The organism is Paenibacillus allorhizosphaerae (genome assembly GCF_042659105.1).
Classification (GTDB): domain Bacteria; phylum Bacillota; class Bacilli; order Paenibacillales; family NBRC-103111; genus Paenibacillus_G; species Paenibacillus_G allorhizosphaerae.
In genome coordinates this window covers 322,845-340,749 of record NZ_JBHSRV010000005.1, presented here as the reverse complement: position 1 = coordinate 340,749, position 17,905 = coordinate 322,845, and the positions used below count along the sequence as shown (strand labels likewise).

Here is a 17,905-nt window from a genome sequence, read left to right as displayed (position 1 = left end):
GGGATCGACCGCATGAACGACCGTTTTACCGTTTACGAGCGGCAGGTCGCCAAAGAGCTGATCCGTTGGGAAAAAGAACTGCGCAAGCCGCCCGGCGTCATCGAAAAAACATCACGAGCGGTACAATCGAAAATCAATCAGGTTATTCCGGACAAAGTGCATGCAACGATTACGGCAACGGTGAAAGGCATTGTGCAGACCGCTTTGTTCGGAATAGATTACATTCCGAAAAGCGAACCGCTCGTCTCCATGTCGCTGGCTTTGCGCGACCACCGTGCCGAAGAGCTGATCTCGTTCTATAAAAAGCTGGCCGCCGCGGAAGGCGCAGGCACCGGCGCAGGCGGCATATTGCTCGGGCTGGCCGACTTTCCGATCCTGATCGGCATCAAAATGAAATTCTTATTCGAGCTGGCCCATATTTACGGTCATTCCACGCTCGACTACCGGGAACGGTTATTTATTCTGTACGTATTTCAGCTTGCGTTCTCCGGCCAAAACAAGAAGCCTGCCCTGCTGCGTACCATCGGCGAATGGGAGGAGACGGTCAAGTCGCTTCCGCCTGCCGATACGTATGCGCAGCATATCAATTGGCGTCAGCTGCAGCAGGAATACCGCGACACGATCGATTTCCGCAAAATGCTCCAGCTCTTGCCGGGAATCGGCGCTGTGGTCGGAGCATGGGCCAATTACGGCTTGCTGGAAGAGCTGGGGCGTACAGGGATGAACTGTTTCCGGCTGCGTTGGATGGACGAGGCCATACGGCGGGAACAAAAGCTGCCCGAAACAAGGTGGATCACATCCGAACCTATCGATGACAAAGGAGAAGCCAATGAAAATCAGTAAGACGAACGCCGAGCATTATATTTGGGGAACGCATTGCGATGGGTGGCATCTGGTGAAGCAGCCGGAGCTCAGCATCATTCATGAGCGCATGCCCTCAGGAACGTCGGAAGTAAGACATTACCACCGGCTGGCGCGGCAGTTTTTCTTCGTCCTCTCCGGTACGGCCGAGCTGGAGGTAGAGGGCACGACGCACACGCTGGAGGCGATGGAAGGATGCGAGGTGCCGCCCGGCATTCCGCATCAAATGAAAAACCAATCGGATGCCGACGTGGAATTTCTCGTCATATCTCAACCGCAAACCCGCGGCGACCGTCACGAAGCATGATTCCAACAAACTAGGCAAAGGATGGGGATCTATGAAGTCCGCCGATATCGATTTGGTGCAATATTTTATCGTCAATGAGGAGCTTGGCATGTCGCCCGGAAAAGTCGCGGCACAAGTCGCCCACGCAGCCACGACGATGACGCTGCATATTTTGCTAAATAGCAAACAAGATCATGCCCTGTTTCAGGACTGGCTCCAGTCCGGGCAAAAAAAGATCGTGTTGAAGGGCTCCGAACAGCAGCTGCTTCGTTTGACCGAGAACGGCTTCTTGTCCATTCGCGATGCCGGGCATACGGAGGTTCCCTCCGGTTCGCTCACCGTGGTCGTCATGCCGCCGATGGCCAAAAGCGATGCTCGCAAGTTTACATCCGAGCTTCAGCTGCTTTAGAACAACAGGAGCACTTCATTCCGCTATCGGATTGAAGTGCTCCTGTTCGGTATACATGGTGTGGTTTCCTCCAAATATACGATTGTAGACATGCAGCATTCGTGTCTGGTTTATTAGTGACCGATCTATTCCAGCCTGTCCGGTCAATGTACATGATAGCATGTAGTCCGGCCATGACCGCATATCTCCCCATATGCTTTCGGTCTATTTCTTCGCTTCTAAACTGGCCGCCTTACCAGGTGACAAAGCCTTTCGAACCTACGCCGGGATTTGTGATCATCTCGGTCACCGGCATTGCATAGGCAACCAAAATCAGTACGACTACGATGCCAACCCATACACCCCAACGTTCGAAGATGGCCGGCGTTTGCTCCGCCTTCTCGCTGACTTCTGCGAGCGGATACTCGGTGTAACCTTTCGGCGCATTCAGCAGCATCACAATATTGACAATCATCAGGATAACGCCAATGAACAAAATCATACCGCCAATTGCCATCGCCACATGATATGGCATCCAGAGCACAGCATCGGGATGGTCTTGATACGTCGTGAAAGCGGTGCGGCGAGGCGATCCGAGCAGCCCGACCGTGTGCATCGAACCGGACATAAAGAACATGCCGACAACCCAGATCAATGTCTGGATGATGCCTAGACGGTGCATTTTCGGGGTCAGTACCCTGCCGGTCATTGCCGGGATCAGCCAATACGTCACGCCAAAAAACGTAAGGGCTACAGATGTGGCAACGGTAAGATGGAAGTGTCCGGTAACCCACAGCGTATTGTGCACGACTGCGTTAAGTTCGTGGCTCGCATTGACAATTCCGCCCGCTCCGGCCGGAATGAAAATGAGCATGCCCATGAACGGAGCAAAGAAGCGGACATCGTTCCAAGGCAATTTTTTCAGCCAGCCAAACAAGCCTTTGGCGCCGACCGAACGGCCGTGCTGCTCAAACGTAGCGAACAGCGAGAACGCCGTCATTAAAGACGGGATGATGACCATGAAGGTAAGCACAACCTGTACGTACTTCCATACGTTCGTGATGCCCGGCTCCATCAATTGATGGTGAAGGCCGACGGGAATCGAGAACAGCAGAAACATAATGAAGGAGAGCCTGGCCAATGCGTCGCTGAACATTTTGCCCCCGATTACCTTCGGAATGATAACGTACCAGCACATATAGGCGGGTAACAGCCAGAAGTACACGAGCGGATGGCCAAAATACCAGAACAGTGTACGGCTCAAAACGACGTTGACGGTCTCAACCCAGCCGAACGACCAAGGGATGAGCTGGAATAGAACTTCGATCGCTACGCCCAGCGTCGCAATAATCCACATCATCATCGTCGCCACCGCCATGAACGTAAAGATCGGCGTCGTCTTGCCTTGATTTACTTTTTTCCAGTAGCGGTAGTTGATGAAAATGCCGAAGCCGCTCATCCAACTGCCGACTACCACGAATACGAGCGCGACATAAAACCACGGCGATGCTTTCAGCGGGGCATAAAACGTATACAGCACCGTCGCCTTGTTCAGCAAAATAAGAATCGTCGCCACGATCGTACCGGTCGACATCAGCCCGAACCCGAGCCAGCCCAGCTTGCGCGAAATCGGAAGCAAATAACCTCCAAGCGACTTCGCCACGCCAGAGTACATAAAACCGATAATAAAATACGTGGTAAAAATTAAAGCCATCAGCACGCCATGTGCCGTCAGCAGCTGGTAATAGCCGATCTCGTACGGTAGCTTTATCATCCCGCCGCGGACGAGTCCTTGCAGCAAGCCTGCAATTCCGCCGATCAGCAGCGCGCCGAAAGCAAACAAGATATGCGCCAGTACCAGCGACGTATCGCGGCGGTCAAAGCCTTTTGCCGTATCCATTCCCATAATTTAGACACTCCTTTGTGAAAAACATTACTTTCCGTCCCGCATCACGTTCGCAGCCGGCCATTCGGCGTTATTTCACGATCAGCGTAGTCATCATCATTTCGTGGGCCACGCCGCAGTACTCGTTGCACAAAATGAGAAAATTTCCGGCTTTATCGAATTTATACGTCAAATGGTTGACTTCGCCCGGGACGACCATCATGTTGATATTCGTGCCGGGAATTTGGAAACCGTGTACCACATCTTTGCTTGTTACATAAAAATGAACCGTAGCCCCGAGCGGAATCTCCATCTTTTCCGGCGCATAGCCGAAGGCGAAAGCGAGCATGTAAGCCTCGTATTCGTTCTCGCCGATCTTTCGCAGCCCCGGTTGGTTGAACGGCGCCACTTGATCGACCGTCTCCGGGTTTACCATGTGCCGGTGATCGCCGGGCGGCTGCATGCCCATTGCGAAGGCGCCGACGCCCACCACGGCCAAAAACGCGAAAAGCATCGCAATGCCGAATATTAACCAGATCTTTTCTAACCGATGAATATGCATTTGCCTTCATCCCCTCGAATATTTCTCTCTTTGTGCGCTTAGCCTCTCGACAGAAACAGTAAAAATACGCCGACCCACGTTACTAATAGAAACGCGCCCAATATCATGACGGAAACAAAAGTTCCGCTGAGGTTTTGGTCGTGTTGATGTCCTTGATCGGGTCGGGACGGCCTGTTCTCGGGCACTGCATTCGTTTGTTGCGGTTTTGCCATTGTCGCTGCCTCCCTCTGCACGCAGGGTGTTTGTTCTTCATGTGCTCATTGTAGAAAAGTGCGCTCCTCGCCACTATGATCAAAATCACACCGATTGAAGCGGAATCGTGAACGATTTATGTACAATTGGTAGGTGGTGCGTAATCCGTAGTAGTTTCGTGTGGGAACAGCAAGATGACGGTAGTACGTACGATAGCGGCTATGCGGACGGAGGAAGAGCGGCGGAAACGGCGCGGTGGCATGGAGCCGCGCGAATGCACACTGCGTCGGCCACCACGGCGGCGAGGCGGCGTTGGCCTGAGCACGAGACTCTTTCAACTCATCGGGCAAATAGCAACTAAATAATTGCCCAATTCGTACTAAATTCGCCTCATTTCGACGCAATTGACTGAATAGTTGGCAAAAGACCATTATTCAAAGCCATTGCCCTCTGAATAGTTCACTATGCCTTATTATTTCGCAATTCTACCTATCATGTGCCGAAATTAGTGAGCATAAGGCTATTAATAGTTCAGTTCTCCATTCTAGCCAACCTTTTCGTGTATTTTCCGGTAAAAATTGCTTAGGGTACTGTTTCCTCCACCCGTCTTCACGGATTAGGGACGTAAAATAGACCTGTCAGAGACACTTCAACTCATCAGGAAAATAGCAACTAATAATTGCCCAATTCGTACTAAATTCGCCTCATTTCAACGCAATTGACTGAATAGTTGGCAAAATACCATTATTCAAAGCCATTACCCTCTGAATAGTTCGCTTTGCCTTATTATTTCGCAATTCTACCTATCTTGGTGCCGAAGTTAGTTCGTACAGGGCTAGTAACAGTTCGATTTTCCCTGATAGCTGCCCTTTTGTGCATCTTCATCTGGCGTTACTAAATTTTTATCGTGATGGATGGTGTTATTAATATTTCGTCGGTGTAACGCGTTCTCATTTGCAACTGCTGCGCTCGCAAATCCGCTTCCTTCTTGCGCGTCTCATTGCGGGTCAGTTGCCGCTATTAAGGGATACCGAGAAAGCGTGTTTTTAATTTGATTAACTCAACTTACTCCTCATTTCGGGGACTCATGCAAATGAATCGATATCCAAACGTCAACACACGAAAGAGCTTGCAAATCCGCATAAACTGCCGTACAATCATAACCACAATCGTGCGGTAAAGCAGCCTTACCTCAAAACCAAATCATCAACCGGAGTGAAGCACACCCCGTATGCAGAATTTGTTCTGCGTATTGGGTGTTTTTTGTGTTCACGTGAAGAAATGGAGGGTGCAATGCATACGAATCTGAAGCGGTTTATCGGCAATTTTGAGCGCGAAGCTCAGCAAAACGGTTCATTTCGCAATCAACTCGGGAGAGCGGAGCTCGTCTTTCTGCAAGAAGTGTGGGGCCCTGCCTTTCAGCACAACTACGACGGATTAAAAGCAGAATATCCTTTTAAGGATTTCAAAGGTGGCATACGTTTTGCCGATTTCGTGTTCGTGAAAAACGGAATGAGGCTCATTATCGAAATCGACGGCTTCACCACACATGCCCGAGACATATCTTCGGGCGAATTTGACGACCATTTGATGCGGCAAAACGACCTCATTTTGTACGGTTGGCTGCTGCTTCGTTTTTCGGCACGTCAAGTTGAGAAGCGCCCTCAATTATGCCAAAGGCAAATTATGCAGGCCATCGGTCACTGGTGGACGATTGATCATGGAGCGCTGACGGTCCATGCGGCGGATATATGGCTTCAAAGGAAAAAGCTTGTCATTCAAATGGCAAACCGCCGCAACGGTAAAATCAAGCCCGGAGAAGTAGCGGTGGAATTTGGCATCTGCAATAGTACGGCTGCCGAATGGATGAAACGCTTTGTAAAAGAAGGTTCGTTTTTCATTCCTCCTTATCACAAGCGAGCAACCGTATATCACCTTCGCGAGGCAGGAGATTGTTAGATAGTCGGCCTTTAGATTATTGAAAACTCCCGTTGTTTTGTACGATCAGTAAAAGTGAGGACTAACACTATGAGATACGAGCCTCCATATAAAAAAATAAAAAGTGCCGAAAAGTCTGAGAGACTTTAATCGACACTTTGAAGCCTGCGCCAGAGGGCAGGCTCCCATTTATAGCTCCGCAAAACGAACTCCAAGTTTTCTATCTATTTATTCTCCCGACGGTCTGATGCCGGTGTTGGCCCGAACGAGAATCTCGTCGAACTTCTCGGAAGCCGCCGCGGGTACGTTTTTGCCGGAGGTGAGCAGCGTACCGATCATCGCGCCGATAAATCCAAGCGGGATCGAGACGATGCCCGGATTCGCGAGCGGGAACAGCGGATGGCCGACAAGGATCGCCTTGCCTGCTTCCGGACTCCACACGCTCGGGCTCAGCACCACAAGAATAATAGCGGAGATGAGACCGGTCAGCATCCCGACGATGGCCCCCGTGGTATTGAAGCGGCGCCAGAAAATCGTGAACAGAATCACGGGAAGATTGGCGCTGGCTGCGATGGCGAAAGCCACGCTGACAAGAAAAGCCACGTTGAGCTTTTGCGCAAACAAAGATAGCAAAATCGACAGCACGGCTACTCCTACGGAGGCCCAGCGCGCCACTTTCATCTGCTCTTTCTCCCCGGCATCGCCGCGGCGAATAATATGAGTGTAGAAGTCATGGGCGAACGCGGACGCCGCCGACAGTACGAGTCCGGTGACCACGGCAAGAATGGTGGCAAAAGCTACGGCGGATATAAAGGCGAAGAAGAAATCGCCGCCAAGCGCCTTGGCGAGCAGCGGCGCAGCCATGTTGCCCCCTTTGTCCGCAGCCATAATAGCATCGTAACCGACGAATGCAGCCGCGCCAAAGCCCAGGAAAACGGTCATCACGTAAAATATTCCGATCAGCCATGTCGCGTGCACAACCGAGCTTCTTGCCGTCGGCGCATCTTTTACCGTAAAGAAACGGATCAAAATATGCGGCAATCCGGCCGTACCGAGCACAAGCGCAAGATTAAGCGACAGCGTATCGAGCGGAATTTTGTATTTGTTGCCCGGGTTAAGGAACGTTTCCTTCAGCGGCGTCGCCGCTTTCATCTGTTCGAACATGTCCGTCAAGCTAAAATGGAATTTGCCGAATACAATGAGCGAAACAATCAGCGTACCGGCCATCAACAAAATCGCTTTGATGATCTGAACCCAAGATGTAGCGCGCATTCCGCCGAAGACGACATACACGGTCATCAGCACGCCGACGATCAGGACCGAGGTGGTATAATCGAGACCGAGCAGCAGCTTGATCAGCGAACCGGCCCCGACGAGCTGCGCAATCATATAAAAGATGGAGATCACAATCGTATTCAACGCCGCGACGCCGCGCACTTTTTTATTGTCGTAACGAGCCGCAATCATATCGGCCATCGTATATTTACCGAGATTCCGCAGAGGCTCAGCAACCAAATACAGCACAACAAGATAGGCGACCAGAAAGCCGATGCTGTAAAAAAATCCGTCAAATCCCGCCAAAGCGATCGTCCCCGCAATCCCGAGAAACGACGCCGCCGACATGTAATCGCCCGCAATGGCCAAGCCGTTCTGCCAGCCGGTCAACCCCCCGCCCGCCGTATAAAACTCGCTGGTGGAGTTGGTTTTTTTCGCTGCAAAATAAGTAATCACCAGTGTCATTCCGACAATCGCAAGAAAAAGTATGAAGGCCGTTAAATTCATCGCAATCCCTCCGGTGGAATCGTTATGGTTAGTTCAGCTCTTTGCGGATGTCTTCAATCATGGCATCGTATGCTTTGGATTTGCTGGAGTAAATCATGCAGAGCGCCCAAGTCATGATGAATTGGGAAAATGCGAATACCCAGGCCCAACTGATCGGTCCGATAGCCGGCGTATTCAGGATTATTGTGTACGAAGTCAAAATCGGAAGCGCAAAGTAGTACGCGAAAAAAAACACGGACATCGGCAGCAAAAACCGTTTTTTGCGTGCCATTAACCGCTGAAATGAGGTAGAACGGGCAATCGAAGCGTAACTCCACGCTTTGGCTTTCATAATCTCCCTCCATTGTTCTCAAATTCTCAATCAATATGTTAGCGCTTTCAAATTCATTTATATTATAACCACGGCCTGATCATTCCGCCATCCCTGCAGCCAAGACCAATATGATCAAAATGAAAACCGGTCTTTCTAGTTTTCATAGCGTTGGATGAACAAGCCCGATTGCCATTGCAGTCATCTTCATGTGTTACCTTTACATTTGAACTTTCCGGTTTATTTCATTTTCGTTCAAGAAAGTTTCATAGAGAATCCTACTATTGCGCTCTTTGTCTAGCACGTATTAAATCTTCAGAGCATTTTATATACAGTATCTTACAATGGAAACGAGGTGATTGGAATAGCTCGTGTAAAAGCTGTTCGTCAGCCTGATTTCATATTGATCAGTTGGACAAGAAGCCCCTTGGTTCTCGGTTCCCCACGCAGAATCACCGCGACTCGCGTGATTGGCAGCGCCCAGCCTTGCAGGTTTACGTTGAGAACCAATGGACTGGTTAAAAATGCCTTAGCCTGCTTATTAGACCATGATATCGGTTTCAAAGTGGTATTTCAGAAAAATACGTCTAGCATTAGCGGGTTCATGTTATTGCAACGTTCTCGATAATATGTTGTAAGGAGGAGCAGCGCAAAAACTGCTCCTTTTTTTTGCCGTAGCGTCCTAAGTCTGGTTTCTCTCACCGTCCGGACAAGCCTGGTTGTTTGTATGGGCATGCCAAAGATCGCGCATTTCCGCGCTTGTCTGCAGCAGCTCCTCCAATGACCCCTGTGCTTCCACCCTGCCGTCTTTCAGAACAAGGATGTGATCAGCCCGCTGCAGCGTCGTTCGGCGGTGCGATACCACAAGGCAGGTGAGATCGTTACGATCATAAAGACGGTTCCATAGCAGCTGCTCCGTCTCGACGTCCAGTGCGCTCGATATATCGTCAAAGACGAGCAGCTCGGCGTCCCTCACGAGCATTCGGGCGATGGCGGTCCGCTGGATTTGTCCTCCGGAAAGCCTGACGCCTCTAGGGCCTACAACCGTATCCAGTCCCCGCTCCATCTCGGCAATATCTCGTTCCATTACTGCCGTATGCAAAGCGTTATGCAGGGTGACATCGTCCACGGGTAGCCCCAGAACCATATTTTCCCGCAGCGACTCGCTGAACAATCGGGGAACTTGCGCGGTGTAGGCGCACCGGGGCGGAACGAAAAACGCGCTTCGCCGGCCAATCGTCCGGCCGTTCCAGGTGATTTCTCCCGAATCCATTGGCAGCAGTCCGAGCAGTACTTGCAGCAGCGTAGTTTTTCCTGATCCGATTCGTCCGGTGACGACGGTGAAAGATCCGCGCCGCAGCGATAGCTGAACGTCCTTAATCCCGCGTGTCGTGTTAGGGTATGTATATGACATGGCCCTAACGTCAAGCGTTTGCAGAAGATCTGCTTCCGTCTTCTCCTCACGAGCCGCTTCGGGAAAAGGTCCGGTCATGTACACCGGACCGTATTGCACGAGTTGCTCCGGTTCCGTACCGGGAACAAGCTCCGTCATACGGCGAATCGACGCTTCGACCGTCTTGTGATTGGCCACATACCATCCGAGATGGGAGATGGAGCGCGATACTTGCGTCAAATACGCCACAAACAGCACGAAATCCCCAACCGTAAACGTGCCTGCGCGCATCGAGCCGGCGGCTAAAAGCAAAATGCCGCCAATCGTCACATTCGTAATATTGCTGTTGATCGTATCGATGATCGACGAAAACATCGAATTGGCGACCGCTGCCTTTTTCCTTTGCTCATTCAATGCGGCAAACCGTTGGACGACCGCTTGTTCCGCTGCGGAAACTTTTACCGCTTGAACGGCTCCGAACAGCTCCCCCATAAATCCCGTCACTTTGCCGGTCGATTCTCGGGAACGGATATAATATTTTTCAATACGGGTATTCAGTTTTTTTGTAATCACGAGCACGGCAACAAGAGGAATCAGGATAACGAGCGTAAGGAGCGGATCGATCCGAAACATCACCGTTATTGCAACGATCGAATAGACAAGTGCCGCGCTGCCGTCAATCCAGTATTCCAAATAATTGATGACCGCCTGCGCATCGTCCCGAAACCGGTTAACGGCATCGCCGGAAGACACGTCCGCTCGGGACACTTCCGCATGAAACAATCGGTGAAGCAAATTTTTTCGAAGCAGCGCCAAGTAGCCGAACTGGAGGGAAGCCCAACTGTATAAACTCATGACGTTCGTTAAGATGCGTCCCAAGGCAATGCCTAGCAGCAGCGCAAGCAGCGCATTCGTATGAAGACCGATACCGGCGCTGCCGTTCAACCGTTCGAAAATTTGCGAAACGACGTATCCGGTTCCCAAAGCGAGCACGGAAAATAGCGAAAAGGCAACGATGTTGAACAAAAAAGTCCATTTTTGATAATAAACGAGCGCCCAAACGAAACGGAACGTATTCATGCGGTCTGCACCTCCAATCCGGTTTGGAGCAGACGGGAGTAACGCGAACCCGAATCTTGCTCAAGCTCTTCCCGGCAGCCGTATTCCACGATGCGGCCTCCGTCCAGTATCATAATGTGATTGACATGCCGTACGGTAGCCAGGCGATGGGCGATGATGATTCCCGTCCGGTTCAAAAGCAGCCTTTTGAGCGCACCTTGAATCCATTGCTCCGTCAAGGAATCCAGCCGCGACGAAAACTCGTCCAAAATGACAAGGTCGGGATCTTTCAGCAATACGCGTGTGAAGGCGACCAACTGCGCCTCTCCCGCGGATAGCCCCTCTCCTCCCGAGCGGATGTAAGTGTCAAGTCCGTCCGGCAATCTATGAAACCATTCGTCCAATCCAAGCGTTTGTATCGCTTCCAACATGCGCTCATCGGAAACGGAGGCATCAAAAAAGCTCAAATTATCGCGTATCGTCCCTTGAAACAATTGTACCTCCTGCGTCACCATCCCGATCTTTTGCTGAAGCAGTCCTAGTGGAATATCTTTCAAGTTCGTGCCATTGAACCGGATTTCGCCGGAGCAAGGATCGTACATGCGAAACAGCAGGCGGGTCATCGTCGTTTTGCCGCTTCCGGTCCGGCCCAGCAGCCCGAGCACTTGGTTAGGCTCAAGATGAAACGATACCTGATCGAGCACGCTGCCTTGATCCCCATACGAGAAGGACACGTCCCGAAAGCGGATATCCGCAGGGCCGGACGCCATCGTTGCGCATCCTTGATCCTCTACTGCGCTTTGCATCCGGTACAGCTCGTTCAAGCGAATGATGCTGACGCTGGTGCTTTGCAGTTTTTGAAGCTGCGAAGTGATTTGGTCCAACGGACGGAACAGCATTTCCGTATAATGAAACATTAAATAGATCGCCCCGATCGTGATTTGCCCTCGTTGATAAAGGAAAATACTGATCGAGAACGTGATGATATTTCCAATCGCGATCAGGATGGCCGTGATCCCCCATGTAGACATTCTTCCGACCATCCAAGCTTTTCTCGCGGTCAAAAACCGGCTGCTGTGCAGCTCATAAAACGTTCGCATCATATGCGGAAATCCGCCGTTCGTCCTTAGGTCCGCCATCCCGGTAAGACGTTCCTCCAAAAATCCGTATAAGTGGGTTCGCGCCTCTTGCTCTCTTCGTCCTGACGGTATGGCAATGCCTCGGGTTCGAATCAGTATAACAATGGAAATGGCTGAAAAAAGCGATAAAGCGATCCCCATCCGCCAGTTCTCGACGAATAGCAAACCGATAATGCCGATCAACAGCATAGCGCTGCTGAGCAGTTGAAATACGAAGCCGGAGAGAAACGAAAACAAGTTATTGCAATCGCCATCGATGCGCTCGATTAGTTCACCCGGCGTACGTTTGTTGAAAAACGACATGTCCAGACGCAAGCAATGGCGCAACAGGTCGACGCGTAGCGCGTTGGTAGCGGACCACCCGACGACTTGGCCGAGATATACGGTACATACGGACACAAGCTGCGATACGAAAGTCGCCGTCACAAATAACAGCCCGAGCCCAAGCAGCGCATGGAACGACGACCGGCCGGATGTCGCGGCATCGATAAAGCTTTTGATCAACTGCGGGTTGACGAGCGATATGGCCGTCCCGAACAGAAGCATCGCACCCAAGGCAATCACTTTGGCACCCTGGGGCTGTAAATACGTTACCAGCAAATCGCGGTATTGTTTAAAATCGACATTCATTCGTTACCTCCAGAGCAAGCTGCTTCATTTGGATGATACGCCTGCGTCTCTATCTGTACGATGTTATGCCATCATGTCCCGCATCGGAGCCGCTTGACCGGCGACAAAAGACAGCACCGATGCATACCTCTGCCTCGCTTCACGATCCTCCAATTTCCGAATGCGGCTGGCGATGCGAAAACACCAGTGCAGCGTGAAGCTGATGGCATAACCTTGCCGGATCAACCGTTCATCGCCTTTCCAGTTCGCTTCCCGCAGTCCCGATATATAACTCGACAAGACGGTTTCCTGCAATAGCGCAGCTTGAGCCGGTTCGAAGTCATAAAATATAAGCGCTTCTCCGACCAAATCGGCGATATCTTCCCCCACCCTACCGATACCTGCGCAATCCCAATCGATGACTGCCGTTTGTTCCATTCCCCGCGCATCTTTTGATGTAAACACATTACCTGCGCTAAAATCGCGATGGCACAGCGTGCGGGGAAGCGTGTGAAATACGTCGAGCAGCCGGTCCCGTTCCACCCACAGCCACTGAGCATCACGGACCGTTTCCTCTGAAAGCAGCGGATCTTTTTGCCGCTCACCGTTTGGCTCGAGCCAAGGAATGGCGCGCGTCGCCCAATCCGCGGACGTATGTACAAGCCAGTACTGCGTACTGAGCCACGGCTGCGAGGGAAGCGGCTTGCCCGTTACAAACGCCCCTTGGAAATGGGCCAGATGGCGTGCGATCAGCGCGTAATCGTCCAATGATAGCTGCGTGCCGTTTCTGCCTGTCATTTTTTCCATCCACATCCAGATGGTGCCGTCCTTTTCTTCGATGCGGTAACAGCGGGGAACCTTCACGGCTCGCGGCAAATAGTCGTACACGTCCGACTGGTACAACCGCATTTCACGCCGCCAGCTTTCCGGATCGCCGAAGCGGGCAAACGGTTTTTGGATTTTGAGTACGGCCGCCCAGTTGTGACCGGGTTCCCGGCCGGCGGATGGCTCTTTTACCGAGCGGACCGGTTCCCCGGCGCCATCCGTTGCAGCAGATTCATGCGTTCGGCTGCGGCTGCATGTGCCGCATACTTCATAAACGAGGCCGACCGTTCCGCCTTGCAACGGTTTTGATGTCCACGTTTCAACTTGAACGGATTCGTCATCGAACATCGTTTGCACGACCTTCGTAAGTTCCGTCATTCCCAACGTTTGAAGATCGTCATGGTTCAAATTCATTTATCATCCTCCTGTGACCGGTCCGCGTTCCATGCCGGCTCCTGACTTAACATTATTCGCCGCTCCCGGCTCAATCAACGTAATGAATGGGTATAACAATTGTTTCCAGTGCAGCGCAAGTTCGCTTCGCCTGCTGCAAAAAAGGGCAGTAATCCAAATAAGACCGCAATCCATCTCGGATTACGGTCTTATTTGTATCCAATTTACGTATCGGCTGCCGCCCACCAGTGGCAGCGGCGCCCGCTTGCATTGCTGCAATAGCTATCCTAACACGGCCAGGCTTCCTTGCGGTATGCCATATCCCAGAACATATATTCGTATCGACTACTGATGACGAAGTGGCGCATCATCCGCTCCCGGTTTTTCTCCGATGCTTGCTCCGCCAGCTCGTCAACCCGTGCGATCTGCTCCTCGACCAGCTCCCTGAACCATTCTCCGCCGTAGGCGGCAATCCATTCGCGGTAGATCGGCTCTTCCGGCGTGCAGTGCTTCAGCCGCTCCCCGATCTCGTAGTACAGCCAGTAGCACGGGAGGATCGCAGCGACGATATCGCCGAGATGGCCCGTGTAAGCCGCGCGGAGCATATGCGACGTATACGCGTAAGAAGTCGGTGCAGGTTCGAAAGCGGCCCGCTCCTCGTCGGTAATGCCGAGCAGACCCGCAAATTTTTCATGCAGCGACAGCTCGGCGCCGTATGTACCCTGCGCATGCACGGCCATGCGGTTTACCGTATACAAGTCGTCCGCTTTGGCCGCACCCAGCGCCTGCACGCGGGCAAACTGCGACAAGTAATACGCGTCGTTCAGCACATAATGGCGGAAACAATCGAGCGGCAGCGTGCCGTCCCCAATGCCTTGCACGAACGGATGCTCAAAGCTCGCGTTCCAGCTGGCGTCAGCCGCCTGACGCAATTGCTCGGAAAATTTCATCGTTAAAGCCTCCCCATCAATCGTTTATGAGATATTATAACGGACATCGCCGATGCTAAAGTACGGATAATGCAAGCCGATCCAAGCGGCCGCTCCCCACAAGAAGCCGACGGCAACGATCAGAAGCGCATCGTTCGCCGACCAGCCCAGCACGTAATAATACGTGCGCCCGGCTGACGAAGAGAACCGCTTCGCTTCCATCGCCACCGCAATGCGCTGCGCACGGCGAATGCTTTGCGACAGCAGCGGGATCGAGAAGCGCTTCAGCGTCACGAACCAGCCCTTGACGCCTCTGGGCGTCCGCACCCCGCGCACCTTCAAAGCCATCTGCAGCGTGCGGAATTCGGCGGCAACCATCGGCATCAGCCGAAGCGCCGCCATGAAGCTGTAAGCATACTTCGGCGACAGCCGCAGCTGCTGCATCAGCGAATAAAACATCGCCACCGGACTTGTCGTAAAGCCGAACAACATGCCGATCAGCGCCATATCGACGGTTTTCAGTCCGATATGGATCCCTCGGTAAAAACTTTCTTCCGTAATATGAACAACGCCTAAGCGGTACCAGGTCGTATCCCCTTTGCCGAAAAAGATCATCGACGTCGCCGAAGAGACGAACATGAGCGCGAACGGCGCCGATAACAGCAGCAGCCGGCGCATCGGCTGGCCCGATGCGGCAGCCACCAGCGCGACGTACATCCAAGTCGCGTTGGCAAGCACGTTGATGTTGTCCGTCAACAGCACAAGCACAAACATTGCGACGCAAAGCACCAGCTTAAAGCTGGGATTTACGCGATGCAGCCACGTTTCGCGGACGGAACCTGCAATCGGCATCCGGCATCACCTCCTCGTCTCTTGCAGAATGCGGTGCTGCTCGAAGCGCTCGCCGTATTGCTGCGGGGTCAGCACGCGGCTCAGCTTGCCGCTGCCGACTTCCCATACGCGCTTCGCAAACCGCTGCACGATCTCGGGATCGTGCGTCACCATGACAATCGCCGTCCCCTGCCGCCTCCAAGCTTCGAGCTTTTCGAGCAGCGCAAACGTATTGGCGGCATCCTGCCCGAACGTCGGCTCATCGAGCAGCACGAGCTTCTGCGCTTTGACCGTGGCCGCAGCAACGCTGAGCCGACGTTTTTGCCCGAGCGAAAGCTGATACGGGTGCAGCTCGCGATGCTCCGTGAGCCCGAACCATGCCAGCAGCTCTTCCGTCTTGGAGCGTACCTCCGCCTCGGGTTCCCCGTCACGGCGAAAATTAAAAGCAAGTTCGTCTTGCACGGTAGCGGCGACAAACTGCATCTCCGGATTTTGAAACACATAAGCGGCGTAATCGGCCACATCGTCGAATCCCCGAACCGGGCGTCCCATGAAGCGGTATTCGCCTTCAGTCCGCAGCAGCTGCATCATCGATTGGAGCAGCGTGCTTTTGCCTGCGCCATTGTCGCCTACCACAGCAACCCAGTCACCGGCATACAGCTCGGCGCTAGCCTCGATCTTGGCGATCTTCCCGTGAAACCCGGTGAAATCGCGCAGTTGCAGGAGCGGTTCGGCGGCAGGAATCGCTGAGGCTGATGACGCGACACCCGCTTGTTCCGCGTTCCGATCGGCGAGTGCGGCCGATCGAGCGGCGTAGTCGTCCCACACGCCCGGGTACCAAATCCCGTACTGCTGAAGCTCCCCTTTATTTTGCGTGAAAACTTGCTCCGGTGCCCCATCCGCTATGATCCGGGCGTCAGGTCCAAACAGCACGACTCGGTCGACGTAATGGGCGATTTCGTCGATTTTATGCTCGACGATCAGCACCGTTTGATCCCGGGTGACCTGCTTCACCGTATCCCATACTTCCGTCGTCCCTTCCGGATCGAGCAGGGACGTAGGCTCATCCAGAAACCACACTTCCGGCTGCAGCGCGAGCAGCGTGGCGATCGCCAGCCGCTGCTTCATCCCTTGTGAAAGCGATCCGATCGGCACGTGCGTTTCAGCAAGCTGCAAGCCGACCTGTCCTAGCAAGTGCCGGATGCGATCCGGCATCTGCTGCCTTGGAAGCCGCATATTTTCAAGGACGAACGCAATCTCCTCATCGACGTAAGGCATGCAGAACTGCGCATCCGGATCTTGAAATAAATAACCCCACGATTCGGGGATACGGATGCCGTCGTGTCGCAGCGGCACTTCGATCGATTGCGGGATGAGCCCGCTGAGCACCTGCAGCAGCGTAGACTTGCCGCACCCGCTCGGACCGAGCAGCAGCACCTTTTGCCCGCGAGGCACCTCCAGCGACAAATCTTCAAACAGCAGCTTCGGGCTGCCGGGGAACTTCATGCGAAGTCCCGCGACCGATACGGCTGGCTCCGAACCTTGTTGTTCCATTCGTTCCTTCATTATATGTTTTTCTTGTCCAGCGCACGGTAATCGTCAGCGCTCGCCGGTCGTACGAGCTGCGTCACTCCGGTTTTCTCAAGCGCCTTCACCAATACGTAAGCAATCGGGCCCGTAATGATGAATGTGCCTACGATGCGGAATACGATGGCAAGCACAAGGTTCCATGATTGCAAGTCGGCAAGGTAGCCTTTGGAAAAATCGAATATAAAAGCGCCTACGGCGGAGGCAATCCCGGCCAACCCGGCCACGGCGGCGCTAAACCGCTTGTAACCGTACATCGCAAAAACAAGCTCGGCGAACAACCCTTGCAGGACGCCGTACGTCAGCGCCTCTATACCGAATTGCGAAGCAATCAGCATCTCGGTAAGCGCAGCCGCAATCTCTGCAAGCAGAGCGACGCCCGGCTTGCGAATGATCAGGAATGCTACCGTCGCCGCCATGAACCACATCCCGTACACCAGCTGCTCAAGCTGTATGCCCGGGATTTTGGCGATGTTGTACAAATCACCCCATACCCGGTAAATGACACCGAACACAACCGCAATGACAATCGTGACAAGCACATCGGTCAGCTTCAACCCTTTGAACATGGACAATCCACTCCTTCATCTAAATGTTTGTACCGGGCACCTCTAACGCGGATACGCCGGAAAAACTTCACTGACCTGAAGTTCACAAAACCAAGTACTTGCGTTTCGCATGGCCGGCGAAGTTTTTCCGGCTGCGTAAGGCCGGTTCATCCGAAATACTTCAGGATGATCCAACCTCTCGCAGCGCACAAAAAAAGCCGTTCCCGAACATATCGGAAGCGGCTCTTAGTAAGCACAAATCATACTAGCGTGCTAACGCTCTCCACTTCCCTACGCTGGCATCATCCAGATCAGGTTCAGAGGGTCTAGGATCTATCGATCCAATCTCAGCCTCGCGGCTCCCCTAGTGACATAACTCATCTTAACA

At 52.8% G+C, this 17,905-nt stretch carries 16 protein-coding genes and 1 riboswitch; of the genes, 4 read left to right on the top strand and 12 right to left on the bottom strand.

The window, feature by feature from the left end:
• The first annotated feature begins 12 nt into the window (after positions 1-12).
• Genes ACFQI7_RS20565 through ACFQI7_RS20555 form a run of 3 tightly spaced genes read left to right on the top strand, consistent with a single transcriptional unit; the run spans position 13 to position 1,556 of the window.
• Positions 13-843: an EcsC family protein gene (locus ACFQI7_RS20565; RefSeq protein WP_218100336.1), complete on the top strand. Its 831-nt coding sequence runs from the start codon at positions 13-15 to the stop codon at positions 841-843.
• Positions 830-1,168 carry a cupin domain-containing protein gene (locus tag ACFQI7_RS20560; RefSeq protein ID WP_218100335.1) on the top strand — a complete coding sequence of 113 codons (339 nt, stop codon included), beginning with the start codon at positions 830-832 and terminating at the stop codon, positions 1,166-1,168. The genes ACFQI7_RS20565 and ACFQI7_RS20560 overlap by 14 nt, the downstream gene beginning before the upstream one ends.
• A 31-nt stretch (positions 1,169-1,199) precedes the next feature.
• Positions 1,200-1,556 carry an aminoacyl-tRNA hydrolase gene (locus tag ACFQI7_RS20555; RefSeq protein WP_218100334.1) on the top strand — a complete coding sequence of 119 codons (357 nt, stop codon included), beginning with the start codon at positions 1,200-1,202 and terminating at the stop codon, positions 1,554-1,556.
• Positions 1,557-1,788: 232 nt separating this feature from the next.
• On the opposite strand, the gene ACFQI7_RS20550 is transcribed toward ACFQI7_RS20555, so the two are convergent.
• The 3 genes from ACFQI7_RS20550 to ACFQI7_RS20540 form a co-directional block, all read right to left on the bottom strand.
• A complete protein-coding gene (locus tag ACFQI7_RS20550) occupies positions 1,789-3,435 on the bottom strand; it encodes a b(o/a)3-type cytochrome-c oxidase subunit 1 (protein ID WP_218100410.1) in 1,647 nt (548 codons plus the stop codon).
• A gap of 76 nt (positions 3,436-3,511) precedes the next feature.
• Positions 3,512-3,982, bottom strand: a complete 471-nt coding sequence (locus ACFQI7_RS20545) for a cytochrome c oxidase subunit II (RefSeq protein WP_218100333.1) — start codon at positions 3,980-3,982, stop codon at positions 3,512-3,514.
• A gap of 38 nt (positions 3,983-4,020) precedes the next feature.
• The gene (locus tag ACFQI7_RS20540) at positions 4,021-4,194 is read right to left on the bottom strand and encodes a cytochrome c oxidase subunit 2A (protein ID WP_218100332.1); all 174 of its coding nucleotides are present in this window, start codon (positions 4,192-4,194) and stop codon (positions 4,021-4,023) included.
• Positions 4,195-5,467: 1,273 nt separating this feature from the next.
• Between ACFQI7_RS20540 and ACFQI7_RS20535 the strand changes: the two genes are divergently transcribed.
• Complete coding sequence (locus ACFQI7_RS20535) at positions 5,468-6,133, top strand: DUF559 domain-containing protein (RefSeq protein ID WP_218100331.1); 666 nt, start codon at positions 5,468-5,470, stop codon at positions 6,131-6,133.
• 207 nt (positions 6,134-6,340) lie between these two features.
• On the opposite strand, the gene ACFQI7_RS20530 is transcribed toward ACFQI7_RS20535, so the two are convergent.
• The 9 genes from ACFQI7_RS20530 to ACFQI7_RS20490 form a co-directional block, all read right to left on the bottom strand.
• On the bottom strand, positions 6,341-7,894 hold the full coding sequence (locus tag ACFQI7_RS20530) for a solute symporter family protein (protein ID WP_218100330.1): 1,554 nt from the start codon (positions 7,892-7,894) through the stop codon (positions 6,341-6,343).
• 28 nt (positions 7,895-7,922) lie between these two features.
• Entirely contained in the window at positions 7,923-8,225 is a 303-nt protein-coding gene (locus tag ACFQI7_RS20525; protein ID WP_218100329.1) for a DUF485 domain-containing protein, read from the bottom strand.
• A gap of 661 nt (positions 8,226-8,886) precedes the next feature.
• Positions 8,887-10,677, bottom strand: coding sequence for an ABC transporter ATP-binding protein (locus ACFQI7_RS20520; protein ID WP_218100328.1), 1,791 nt, complete (start codon positions 10,675-10,677; stop codon positions 8,887-8,889).
• On the bottom strand, positions 10,674-12,425 hold the full coding sequence (locus ACFQI7_RS20515) for an ABC transporter ATP-binding protein (protein ID WP_218100327.1): 1,752 nt from the start codon (positions 12,423-12,425) through the stop codon (positions 10,674-10,676). The genes ACFQI7_RS20520 and ACFQI7_RS20515 overlap by 4 nt, the downstream gene beginning before the upstream one ends.
• A 63-nt stretch (positions 12,426-12,488) precedes the next feature.
• Positions 12,489-13,643, bottom strand: coding sequence for an aminoglycoside phosphotransferase family protein (locus ACFQI7_RS20510; protein ID WP_218100326.1), 1,155 nt, complete (start codon positions 13,641-13,643; stop codon positions 12,489-12,491).
• Between the two features lie 266 nt (positions 13,644-13,909).
• A complete protein-coding gene (gene tenA / locus ACFQI7_RS20505) occupies positions 13,910-14,572 on the bottom strand; it encodes a thiaminase II (RefSeq protein WP_218100325.1) in 663 nt (220 codons plus the stop codon).
• Between the two features lie 24 nt (positions 14,573-14,596).
• Positions 14,597-15,403 carry an energy-coupling factor transporter transmembrane component T family protein gene (locus ACFQI7_RS20500; RefSeq protein ID WP_218100324.1) on the bottom strand — a complete coding sequence of 269 codons (807 nt, stop codon included), beginning with the start codon at positions 15,401-15,403 and terminating at the stop codon, positions 14,597-14,599.
• Between the two features lie 6 nt (positions 15,404-15,409).
• The gene (locus ACFQI7_RS20495; RefSeq protein ID WP_218100323.1) at positions 15,410-16,936 is read right to left on the bottom strand and encodes an ABC transporter ATP-binding protein; all 1,527 of its coding nucleotides are present in this window, start codon (positions 16,934-16,936) and stop codon (positions 15,410-15,412) included.
• Between the two features lie 11 nt (positions 16,937-16,947).
• Positions 16,948-17,538 (bottom strand): ECF transporter S component, encoded by a 591-nt coding sequence (locus tag ACFQI7_RS20490; RefSeq protein WP_218100322.1) that lies wholly within the window; start codon positions 17,536-17,538, stop codon positions 16,948-16,950.
• Positions 17,539-17,788: 250 nt separating this feature from the next.
• A riboswitch (TPP riboswitch) is annotated at positions 17,789-17,893 on the bottom strand.
• Between the last annotated feature and the right edge of the window lie 12 nt (positions 17,894-17,905).